Genomic DNA, 11,159 nt, shown 5'->3' with positions numbered 1-11,159 from the left:
ATGGCCACCCTCGACGCCACCGCACCCGACGACACCATCAGCGTTCCCGAAGCGTCCGCGCCGGCGCTGCTGCGGCACACCTGGATTCAGACCCAGCGGCTGCTGCTGCGCTGGGGCCGCGATCCCATCACGCTGCTGGAGACGCTGATCGTCCCGTGCCTGCTGCTGCTCATGCTGGACATCGTGGTGGGCAATCAGATCGAGAAGTTCTCCCATCACAGCGCCCTCTACGGTTCGGTCCCGATGGTCACCCTGGTCGGCGCGCTGTCGGGGACCGTCGCCAGCGGGGTCATGCTGGGCCGGGAACGGGATGCCGGATTGCTCGCCCGGTTCTGGGTGCTGCCGGTGCATCGCGGCTCCGGATTGGCCGCCCGCATCTTCGCCGAGGGTTGCCGGATATTCGCCGGAACGCTGATCATCGTCGCCTTCGGGACGGCGCTCGGCTTCCGCTTCCGGCAGGGGCCCCTCGCCGCGTTCGCCTTCCTCTGGCTGCCGGTGCTGTTCGGGCTGGCCTTCGCGACCATCGTCACCGCCATCGCCGTCTTCACCGCCAAATCCACGCTGGTCGAGGCGATCGCCATCCTGACCTCGCTGCTCATGTTCTTCAGCACCGGATTCGTGCCGCTGGGCGCGTATCCGGACTGGATTCAGCCGGTGGTCCGCAATCAGCCCATGTCGGTGGCGGTCGACACCATGCGCGCGCTCGCCGAGGGCGGACCATTGGCCGGGCCGCTATTGCAGACGGTGGCCTGGTCGGTCGGCGCGATCATTCTTTTCGCCCTGCCCGCCGCCTACGGCTACCGCCGGGCAAGCCGCCGCTGACCATCGGACCGCCGTTTTGCCCCCGACTTTCGATCACAAACCCCCGATCCAGCCCCCTTTCCGGAAATACCGGGACAAGGGCGCGTCGTCCGACCGCCGGAACTCGGGGGGCGAACTATGCTGGCCGCCGTGCTCGAACCCGAAACCGCTGTCGCACCCCATCCGGATATCGCCCATCTGGCCCCGCTGCTGGGCACCTGGAAGGGGCGCGGGCAGGGTGAATACCCGACCATCGATTCCTTCGAATACCTGGAGGAAGTGCACTTCGGTCATGTCGGCCGGCCCTTCCTGACCTACCGGCAGCGCACCCGCGCCGCCGACGGCAGCCGGCCCATGCACAGCGAGACCGGGTATCTGCGGGCCATCGGCGGGGACCGGATCGAACTGATCCTGGCGCATCCGACCGGCATCACCGAGATCTGCGAGGGCCGTCTGGTCTCCGATGACGACGGCTTGCGCCTGGAGCTGGACTCGACCTCGATCGGCCGCAGCTCCACCGCGAAATCGGTTACGGCACTGGGCCGCACCTTCGACCTGTCCGGCGACACGCTCGGGTACACGCTGCGCATGGCCGCGGTGGAGCAGCCTTTGCAGCATCACTTGGCCGCCACCCTGCATCGCTCAAACTGATCGGTTTCTTTTTTTCGGGCGCGAATTTCGCCGTGACCTGCACCACTCTCGTCGAGCGAGTGTGCAGGATCACACTCGGGTCTTGCCTGCGCATATGGGCCCGGATTACCGTTTGTTTCCGGCGGCAAACAGTCAGCCAACCCCAAGCGCACACGGTTCTCCGAAACAGACCTTTCGGGTCTCCTGAGTCATCCCCGAACAAGGGAGCAGGATATGAAGCGTTCGGCCCTACTGCTACTCACCACAGCCGGCATGATCCTCGCGGGTGCGGGAGTCACCGAGATCCTGGGAGACGCCTCCACCGCCGGACCGCCCGCCCGAACCCTGGCCCAGCAGCGATACGTCCCCGAAGCCCTCACCGGCGGTATCCATCCCGCGGCCTGCGTACGCGAATCGACCGGCGTCCCGCAGTTTCCCGCCGACCGCTGACCCAGGACTTCAGTACCCCGGCGGTAACGCCGTGACCATATCCCGCGTCACCGCCACCGCGTTGTCGGAACTCCCGCCGCGCACCACCAAAGTCGCCCAGGCCATATCGCCGCGGTAACCCACGAACCACGAGTGCGAGCCGCCGTCCACCTCGGCCTCCCCCGTCTTGCCGTACACCTCGCCCTGATCGGCGATGCGTTCGGCGGTGCCGCCCAGCACCACCTTGCGCATCATCAGACGCAGGCCGTTCACCACATCCGGGGCGAGCGCCGGATGATCGCCGTCGACCTTGGTGGGGTGGCCCGAGATCAGATACGGCACCGGCACAGCGCCATTGGCGACGGTCGCGGCCACCATCGCCAGCCCGAACGGGCTCACCAGCACCTTGCCCTGACCGATTCCGTCCTCGGCGCGCTGCACCAGATCGTCGTCCTCCGGCACCGATCCCGACACCGTCGGCAGGCCCACGATGGTGTAATCCGGGCCGATGCCCAGCGCCGCCGCGGTCTTGCGCAGATCCTCCCCGCCCAGTTCCGAGGCGATCTTGGCGAAGGCGGTATTGCAGGACCGCTCGTAGGCGGTCGCCATCGGCACATCGCCGACGGAGAAGAGGTTGTAGTTGGGAATCGTGCGCTCCCCCACCACGATCCGGCTGGGGCACGGCACCACGGTGTCGGGCGTGGCCACGCCATTGGCCATGGCGGCCGCGGCGGTGACGGTCTTGAAGGTCGAGCCTGGCGGGTACATGCCCGAGGCCGCCACCGGACCGTCCCTGTCCGCCTCCGAGTTCTGCGCGATGGCCAGGATGGCGCCGGTGGACGGCTGGATCACCACCATCATGGCCTGCTCCTGGCGCAGGTCCACGGCCCGCTGCGCGGCATTCTGCACGAAGCGGTCGATGCTCAGCGAGAACGACGGGGACGCCTGCGGCTCAACCTCTTTCAGCACGTCGGTATCGGCGCCGTTGGAGTTGACGGTGACCACGCTCCAGCCGGCCTTGCCGTCGACCTCGTCGATCACCGTCTTGCGAACCTGGGTGAGCAGGTCGGGCGCGAAGTGGCGATCGGTGGGGACCATGTCCCATTCCTTGTTGTAACTGACCCCGGCCAGCCCCACCAGGTCCGAGCCGACCTGTTCGAACTCCCATTCCGAGAGCTGGACGACGGTGACCGGGCCGTCGGCCTGGCGGACCGCGGACCAGATGGCATCCGCGGTGAGCTTCTCGTCGATGGGTTGCAGCGCCGCCGACAGCGCCCGCGCCACCGCGCCGGTATCGGCCCCTGCGACGCGTTTGAAGGTCACCCGGTACATGGGTCCCGGCACCAGCACATCACTGCCGGAGCGCTCGTTCACGCGGGCGCGCGGGGCGGGATTGGAGCGCAATTGCAGGGTCTGCGTATTACCCAGCTGCGGATGGATATTCGCCGAGTTCCAGCGCACCGTCCACTTGCCGTCAGTGCGGCCCATCTGCAATTGACCCTTGTAGTTCCACACCCGCTCCTTGGGCAGATGCCATTCGTAGCTGTAGTCGACGATGGCGGTGTCGCCGGTGACGCGGGCGTCGCCGGTGTGCGCGACGAGCTTCTCGGCTTGCAGGTTCTCCCAGGCGGAACTCAATGCGGGAGCGGCCTTTTCGGGCTGATTGGTGAAGTCGGCGGCGGCCTGCGCGTCATGGTCGGCGAAGGCGGTGACGAAGGCGTCGGCGGCCTGCGCCGGGCCCTGTGGGCCGGAGGCGCATCCGGCTGCGGCTATCGTGACCGCGACGGCGATCAGCAAGGTCATACCCCGTGTGGACATCGGCACACATGGTAGAGCCAACTATGGGCAAACCCCGGCGACACACTGTGCCGTAACGGATTTCACGGCGATCTCACAGACGAGCGTCAGTCCAGCAGCACGGTCGCGAAGGTCGCCACCTGCTGGAACCCGACTTTGTCGTAAGCGCGGCGGGCGACTTCGTTGTAGCAGTTCACATAGAGACTGGCCGTGCGGCCCGAGGCCACCACCACGTTCGCGACGGCCGCCGTGCCCGCCGTGCCGTAGCCCCGGCCGCGGAATTCCGGATGCACCCACACGCCCTGGATCTGGCCGGTCCGCCGCGACAGCGCGCCGACCTCGGCCTTGAACACCACTTCGCCGTCTTCGAAACGCGCCCAGGCCCGGCCGGATTCGATCAGGCTGGAGACGCGGCGACGGTAGCTGCGACCGCCGTCCCCCGCGCGCGGATCGACGCCGATCTCCTCGGTGAACATGGCGATGGCCGCCACCAGATAGCGGTCGATCTCCTCCGGCCGCACCCGGCGCACCTTCAGATCGGGTGCGATGGCCGCGGTCTTCTCCAACGCCAGCAGCGGTTGATCGTCGCGTAGCTCGCGCGGCTGACCCCAATGCTCGCTCAGCAATTCCCACAGCGGCAGCGCGAGTTCACGGCGGCCCACCACCGAGGAGCACACCCGGGCGCCGCGCACGGCCCGATCGGCGAAGGCGCGCAGATCTTCCGGACCGCCGCGCAGCGGCACCAGATTCGCGCCGGAGAAGCAGAGCGAATCCTCCGGACCACCCCGGCTCCACAGCTCACCGTAGACTCCGCGCGCGTCCAGCCCGTACTCCTGGAGGCGCGCGGACACCATGCAGCTCGCCACCGGATCGGTGTCGAGCACGCGCAAAACCTGTGTCAGATCGCGGTTCGCGAGCTGACGGGCTCCGGACTGCTTGGCCCGGCGAGTCGGCTCCAGCACACTCCGCACGTTCACAGCCTGCCAGAAAGTGTGAAAACGCGCCGCACTATTGCACCGGACCGCACGCCGATCCGGATTTCTAACTCGCGGTGACGACGGGAGCGCCGCTGCCGGCCTCCTCGCCCATCTCCTCGGCGAGGCGCATGGCCTCCTCGATCAGGGTCTCCACGATCAGGTGCTCGGGGACGGTCTTGATGACCTCGCCCTTGACGAAGATCTGGCCCTTGCCGTTGCCGGAAGCCACACCCAGATCGGCCTCGCGGGCCTCGCCGGGGCCGTTCACGACGCAGCCCATCACGGCCACCCGCAACGGCACTTCCATGCCTTCCAGACCGGCGGTGACCTCGTTGGCCAGGGTGTAGACGTCCACCTGGGCGCGACCGCAGGACGGGCAGGAGACGATCTCGAGCTTGCGCGGGCGCAGGTTCAGCGATTGCAGGATCTGACCGCCGACCTTGACCTCCTCGGCCGGAGGCGCGGAGAGCGAGACGCGAATGGTGTCGCCGATGCCCTGCGATAGCAGCGCGCCGAAGGCGGTCGCGGACTTGATGGTGCCCTGGAAGGCGGGACCGGCCTCGGTCACGCCCAGGTGCAGCGGGTAATCGCACTTCGCGGCCAGCTGCCGGTACGCCTCGACCATGATCACCGGGTCGTTGTGCTTGACCGAGATCTTGATATCGCCGAAGCCGTGCTCCTCGAACAGGCTCGCCTCCCACAGCGCCGACTCGACGAGGGCCTCCGGGGTGGCCTTGCCGTACTTCTCCATCATGCGCTTGTCGAGCGAACCCGCGTTCACGCCGATGCGGATCGGGATGCCCGCCGCGCCGGCCGCCTTGGCGACCTCTTTGACGCGGCCGTCGAATTCCTTGATATTGCCCGGATTCACCCGCACCGCAGCGCATCCCGCGTCGATGGCCGCGAAAATGTAGCGGGGCTGGAAGTGGATATCGGCGATGACCGGGATACCGGACTTCTTGGCAATGATCGGCAGCGCGTCCGCGTCCTCCTGCCGCGGGCAGGCCACCCGGACGATATCGCAGCCGGAGGCGGTCAGCTCGGCGATCTGCTGCAAGGTCGCGTTCACGTCATGGGTCTTGGTGGTCGTCATCGACTGCACCGACACCGGGAAATCACTACCCACGCCCACATTGCCCACCATCAGCTGACGGGTCTTACGACGCGGGGCGAGCACAGCCGCCGGTGCGGACGGCATGCCCAATGTGATGGCACTGCTCACGATCGGTTGCCTTCTTTCATCGAGTCCTCACCCATCCGGTCCCGAGCTTACCGACGCTCGTATCCCGGTCGCCCTGTGACGGCGGCGACAAGGGTACCCGTGCTGGGTGTTCAGCCCCGAACCGGCCGGGGCCTACAGTTCTTATTCGTTGCAGATGGCGCGAAGGTATACGGAGCGAAATGTGAAGGTAGCGAATCCCGATCCGTGGCCGGACAGCCCCGAGCAGGCTATCGCGCTACAGGATCGGCTCCGCTCGCAGGTGGTCACCGCGAACCCGCGGCCGCCGAGCTTCCGCACGGTAGCGGGGCTTGACTCCGCGTACGACGACGACGGCAATGTGGTGGCGGCCATCGTGGTGCTCGATACCGAGACCCTGGAGACCGTCGAGACCGCCACCGCGCGGGGGCATACCGATTTCCCTTACGTACCGGGCCTGCTGAGCTTCCGGGAACTGCCGACGACGATCAAGGCGCTCGAAAAGCTCACTGTCACACCCGATCTGTTCATCTGCGACAGCCAGGGGCTGGCGCATCCGCGGCGGTTCGGGTTCGCCTGTCACTTCGGGCTCGTCACCGAGACGCCGACGCTGGGGGTGGCGAAGAACGCGTGGGGGCGGTTCGAGATGCCGGGCGCGGAGCGCGGGTCGTATTCGGAGATCACCATCGACGGCGATCCGGTGGGGCGCGCACTGCGCACCCGCACCGGGGTCAAACCGGTGTTCGTGTCGGTGGGGCATCTCATCGATCTGGAAACCGCATGCGCCCAGGTGCTTTCGCTGACGCCGGAGTTCCGGCAGCCGGAGACCACGCGGCGGGCGGATCGGCTGTGCCGGCAACTGCTCGAGGAACTCGCGGTCTAGGTTTCAGATCCGCGCGCCCTTCTCCAGATTGCAACGGCGGCACAGGATCTGGAGATTGTCGACGCTGGTGGCGCCGCCGCGGCTCCAGGGGATGATGTGATCGAACTCCAGGTACTCCGCGGCCCCGCACTGGGTGCACTTGCCGCCGTCACGCTGCCACACCTGCGATTTCACATCCTGGGGAATCGCCCGGGAATCCCGTTGACCAGGGGCGAGGACCAGGCGTTTGGCCACTCGGAGCGCGCCTTCCAGTACGGCGGCGACGTATTCGGCGTCGGGCACCCGATAGGTGCCGCCGCCCCGGGCGGTGGTGGCGGAGATGACGACGGTGTCGTACTCGTGGCGGACCGAGACGATCTTCGTCCAGGTCAGTTCGGTGCCCGCGCCGGTGCCGACGAAGCGCAGCTTCTTGCTGCTGCCGATCAATCGGCCGCCGGTGTGCTTGGGGCCGCTGGCCAGATACCTGATCTGGGTCGAGTTGACGTCCACGTAGAGCAGTTCGTCCGCCTCCAGGTGCAGGTCCGGACGGTCGATCCGAGGTAGGTCGCCGACCTTCACCTGGGTCAGCGCGCGACCACGCAGCATGCGCCGGCGCAGACCGTCGATATGCCGGTCGGCCGCCGACAAGTCGGTCGCCGCACCCAAGGCCGCGACGGTGCGCTCGAAGTGATCCAGCTCCTGCTGTTCGATCTCGCCGTCGGCGAAGGCGAAGGCCACGACCCGTTCCAGGTGGGAAACGGCCAAGGACTGCAACGCTTCCCGCCCGGTGGATTCACTGATCATGTGGAACCGCAGCATGACCCACAGCTCGTCCCAGCGCGGGCCGTCCGGACCGGTGCTGCCCAGCACCTGCCAGGCTTGCTGCCGCCAGGTCTCCAGCAGTTCGGCGACTTCGTTCTCGCACCAGCGGCAGGCGTGCGCCGCGCCGAAACCCCCGAAACGAGGCACGCTCTTCGGGCGGCCGCAGCGCGCGCAGTGGGCGGGATCGTCGGCGGGGAACGCCTTTCGATAGTCGTCGGACCAGCCGGTCCCGCTCCACCACCGCAGGCGGGCCGGATCGGCCGGGGCGGGATACCACCCCGCGGGCTGGACCGGCGTGGCGGGCGGATCGAGATGCGAGCCGCGAGCGGGCGAGCTGACGGTGACATCCGGGGCCGGCACCGGCGAACCGACAGGCGGCGGAGTCCGGCCCGGTTCGGGCAGCGGGTGGGGCGCATCCGGCTCGTCATCCACTTCGACGCCGAATTCCTCTGCCAGGCCGCGCAATCCGCTGTCCCAGCCCTGTCCGACGGCGCGGAACTTCCACTCCACGCCGCGCCGGTAGAACTCGCCCAGCACCATGGCCGTCACGGCTTCGGAGCGCTGCACCACGTAGCGGAGCAATTCCCGGCTGCCGTCGCGCACCGAGACGGTCAGCCCAGGCACATCGCGGAAGGAGCCCGTCTCGACCGATCCGGCGATGACCACGCGGTCGACGCCGGTCTCGATTGCGTTGAGCCCCAGGCGAATCGTGGCCCGCCCGCTCCCGGCGTCCTCCAATTGCACCGCGCCCGAAGGATGCCGGGGCGCATTGAAGAACACGAAATCGTCGTTGGACCGGATCTTCCCCGTCTCAGCCAGCAGCAGCGCCTGCGGGTCGACCTCCCGCCCCGATTCCCACTCCACCACCAACGACACTGCCGAAGCCGCTACCGGCGCGTTCGCGCCCCGCGTCAATTCCACGACGCAAACACCGTTCCTTCTCACGCGAGTGATCGTGAGAGCGCCACCGCGCCAGGAACATTGGATCCGAAATCCCCACCCGCGCCGAGCAACGCCCCCGTGCGAGGCACATTACCCAGCGGCACCGACACTCAGCGAGCCCCGGTTCGATCGCGGCACGCATTGTCGGTCAACGCGGTTCGGTTTGTCGGATCCGGGATTTCAGGGGAAGAGTTTGACGGGGTTGACGATATCGGCGACGAGGGTCAGCACCATGTACGCGCCGCCGAGTACCACCACCACGTAGGTGGCGGGCAGCAGCTTGAGGTAGTCGACCGGTGCGCCCGGCGGCAGGCCCTTGCGCCCGCGCAGGGTGTTGCGGATCTTCTCGTACATCACCACCGCCATGTGCCCGCCGTCCAGGGGCAGCAGCGGCAGCAGGTTGAAGGCGCCGAGGAAGAAGTTCAGGCTGGCCAGGGTCAGGATGAAGATCGGCCAGGCGCCGTGCTCGGCGGTCTCGCCGCCGATGCGGCTGGCGCCGTAGACCGAGACGGGGGTCTCCGGGTCGCGCTCGCCGCCGGTGATGGCGTGCCACAGGTCGGCGACCTTGGCGGGCATCTGGGCCAGGGACTGCACGGTGCGGACCGCGATATCGCCGGTGAAGGCGGCCGAGGCCGGGATGGCGGCCAGTACGTTGTACTGCACCGGGCCGTAGACGTCATGTCCGACACCGACTTTGGAGACGGTCTTGGGGGTGCCGTTCTTCTCGGTGTAGACCGTCGCCTGCTGCGGGGTGACCGGAACGGTGAGGGTCTGGCCGTCGCGATCGACGGTGTAGGTGAAGGTGCCGGTCTGCTTCTCGGTCTGCTCACGGAACTGCGCCCAGGTGGTGATCTTGGTGCCGTTGACCGCGGTCACGATGTCACCGCGCTTCAGGCCCGCCTTGGCGGCGGGTCCCTCACCGGTGCACGGGATTCCCTTCAGGTCCGGACCCTGATCCGACACGCAGGTCGGCGCGCTCAGCTGGGTCTCCGGCGGCTGATCGAAACGCGGCAGCCCCCACGCCACCGCCAGAATCATGATGAGGATGAAGCCGAGCACGAAGTTCATCAGGATGCCGCCGGACATGACCAGCATGCGCTTCCAGGTGGCCTGCCGGTACATGGCGCGATCGATGTCCTCGGGGTCGAGTTCGTCGAGCGCGGTCATGCCCGCGATATCGCAGAAACCGCCCAGCGGCAGCGCCTTCAACCCGTATTCGGTCTCACCGCGCGTCCACGAGAACACCTTCGGGCCGAAGCCGATGAAGTAACGCCGCACCTTCATGCCGGTCGCCTGGGCCGTCCACATATGGCCGCATTCGTGCAGAGCCACCGAGAACGTGATGCCGAGGGCGAACAGGATGAAACCGATCGCGTACACCATGCCGGTTACGAACCCTCCTGGAATCAGCCGCGCACGATCGTGGCGGCGGTCTCGCGCGCCCACGCATCGGCCGCGAGCACCTCGTCCAAGCTACCGGGTTCGGCGGTCCAGCGGTCGGCTGACTCCACCACCCGGGTCACGGTGCGCACGATATCGGGGAACTTGATGATCCCGTCGAGAAACGCCTGCACCGCGATCTCATTCGCGGCGTTGTAGACCGCGGTCACGCAACCGCCCGCCTTACCGGCCCGGCGCGCCAGCTCCACCGCCGGGAACACCTTGTTGTCGACCGGTTCGAAGGTCCAGGTGGAGGCGGTCGAGAAATCGCAGGCCGCCGCCGCGCCCGGCACCCGGTCCGGCCAGCCCAGCGCGAGCGCGATCGGGAGCTTCATATCCGGCGGACTGGCTTGGGCCAGGGTGGAGCCGTCGGTGAAGGTGACCATGGAATGCACGATGGACTGCGGATGCACCGTCACGTCGATGCGGTCGTAGGGCACCCCGAACAGCAGATGCGTCTCGATCAACTCCAGGCCCTTGTTCACCAGCGAGGCCGAATTCAGGGTGTTCATCAAACCCATCGACCAGGTCGGATGTGCCTTGGCCTCAGCCGGATTCACCGATTCCAGCATCTCCGCGGTCCACCCCCGGAACGGTCCACCCGACGCGGTCAGCACCAGCTTGTCGACCTCCTCGGCGCGCCCACCCCGCAGGCACTGCGCCAGCGCCGAATGCTCGGAATCGACCGGGACGATCTGCCCCGGCTTGGCCGCCCGGGTGACCAGCGAGCCGCCCGCCACCAGAGATTCCTTGTTGGCCAGCGCAAGTCGCCGCCCCGATTCCAGCGTCGCGAGCGTCGGCTCCAATCCGAGACTGCCGACCAGCGCGTTCAACACCACATCCGCATCGGTCCGCCGCACCAATTCGGTAGCCGCATCCGGACCGGCAAGCGCCACACCCAGTTTCGCGGCCGCAGCCGGATCCGCGACAGCCACGTTGCTCGTCCCGGTCGCCGCGATCTGCTGCGCGAGTAGCTCGGTATTCCCGCCCCGCGCGGCCAGCCCGACCACCTCGAAACGATCCGGATTCGCGGCGATCACCTCGAGCGCCTGGGTGCCAATGGAACCGGTGCTGCCCAGCAGCAGAACTTTCACAACGTCGGACACGAATTCATTCTCTCCTGCGCGGCCGCCCGGGATTGCCAGCGGGGTTTAGCCAGTCGAGTTCGGGCTCCGTTCCGGTCGGGGTTTCAGGGGCTTGCCCCTGAGAGCACCCGAGAGTTGGGCGTGCCCCTGCTGGCTACGACAGGCAGTCGTATGCC

10 protein-coding genes are annotated in these 11,159 nt (G+C 67.6%); 4 read left to right on the top strand and 6 right to left on the bottom strand.

What is annotated here, in order from left to right:
• The 3 genes from NI1_RS30140 (at nucleotide 1) to NI1_RS38240 (ending at nucleotide 1,881) form a co-directional block, all read left to right on the top strand.
• The gene (locus NI1_RS30140; RefSeq protein WP_067827388.1) at nucleotides 1–822 is read left to right on the top strand and encodes an ABC transporter permease; all 822 of its coding nucleotides are present in this window, start codon (nucleotides 1–3) and stop codon (nucleotides 820–822) included.
• A 117-nt stretch (nucleotides 823–939) separates the two neighbouring features.
• Nucleotides 940–1,452: a peroxynitrite isomerase gene (locus NI1_RS30135; RefSeq protein ID WP_067827385.1), complete on the top strand. Its 513-nt coding sequence runs from the start codon at nucleotides 940–942 to the stop codon at nucleotides 1,450–1,452.
• 213 nt (nucleotides 1,453–1,665) lie between these two features.
• Nucleotides 1,666–1,881, top strand: coding sequence for a hypothetical protein (locus tag NI1_RS38240; RefSeq protein ID WP_157535407.1), 216 nt, complete (start codon nucleotides 1,666–1,668; stop codon nucleotides 1,879–1,881).
• Nucleotides 1,882–1,890: 9 nt separating this feature from the next.
• Here NI1_RS38240 and NI1_RS30130 read toward each other — a convergent pair whose 3' ends face one another.
• The 3 genes from NI1_RS30130 to ispG form a co-directional block, all read right to left on the bottom strand.
• A complete protein-coding gene (locus NI1_RS30130; protein WP_084523935.1) occupies nucleotides 1,891–3,678 on the bottom strand; it encodes a penicillin-binding transpeptidase domain-containing protein in 1,788 nt (595 codons plus the stop codon).
• A gap of 86 nt (nucleotides 3,679–3,764) precedes the next feature.
• Nucleotides 3,765–4,628, bottom strand: coding sequence for a GNAT family N-acetyltransferase (locus NI1_RS30125; RefSeq protein ID WP_245663470.1), 864 nt, complete (start codon nucleotides 4,626–4,628; stop codon nucleotides 3,765–3,767).
• Nucleotides 4,629–4,698: 70 nt separating this feature from the next.
• A complete protein-coding gene (gene ispG, locus NI1_RS30120) occupies nucleotides 4,699–5,832 on the bottom strand; it encodes a flavodoxin-dependent (E)-4-hydroxy-3-methylbut-2-enyl-diphosphate synthase (RefSeq protein ID WP_439957323.1) in 1,134 nt (377 codons plus the stop codon).
• A 205-nt stretch (nucleotides 5,833–6,037) separates the two neighbouring features.
• Here ispG and NI1_RS30115 point away from each other — a divergent pair, with 205 nt between their 5' ends.
• Nucleotides 6,038–6,715 (top strand): endonuclease V, encoded by a 678-nt coding sequence (locus tag NI1_RS30115; protein WP_245663469.1) that lies wholly within the window; start codon nucleotides 6,038–6,040, stop codon nucleotides 6,713–6,715.
• Between the two features lie 3 nt (nucleotides 6,716–6,718).
• Here NI1_RS30115 and NI1_RS30110 read toward each other — a convergent pair whose 3' ends face one another.
• The 3 genes from NI1_RS30110 to dxr form a co-directional block, all read right to left on the bottom strand.
• The gene (locus NI1_RS30110) at nucleotides 6,719–8,437 is read right to left on the bottom strand and encodes a TerD family protein (RefSeq protein WP_067827374.1); all 1,719 of its coding nucleotides are present in this window, start codon (nucleotides 8,435–8,437) and stop codon (nucleotides 6,719–6,721) included.
• Between the two features lie 201 nt (nucleotides 8,438–8,638).
• The gene (locus tag NI1_RS30105) at nucleotides 8,639–9,841 is read right to left on the bottom strand and encodes a M50 family metallopeptidase (protein ID WP_067827371.1); all 1,203 of its coding nucleotides are present in this window, start codon (nucleotides 9,839–9,841) and stop codon (nucleotides 8,639–8,641) included.
• 23 nt (nucleotides 9,842–9,864) lie between these two features.
• Complete coding sequence (gene dxr, locus NI1_RS30100) at nucleotides 9,865–11,004, bottom strand: 1-deoxy-D-xylulose-5-phosphate reductoisomerase (RefSeq protein WP_067827369.1); 1,140 nt, start codon at nucleotides 11,002–11,004, stop codon at nucleotides 9,865–9,867.
• Nucleotides 11,005–11,159 lie beyond the last annotated feature (155 nt).

The organism is Nocardia inohanensis NBRC 100128, from assembly GCF_001612945.1.
In the GTDB taxonomy this organism is placed as follows: domain Bacteria; phylum Actinomycetota; class Actinomycetes; order Mycobacteriales; family Mycobacteriaceae; genus Nocardia; species Nocardia inohanensis.
Note: the sequence above shows the minus strand (reverse complement) of the source record. Positions and strands in the feature narration are given on the sequence as shown.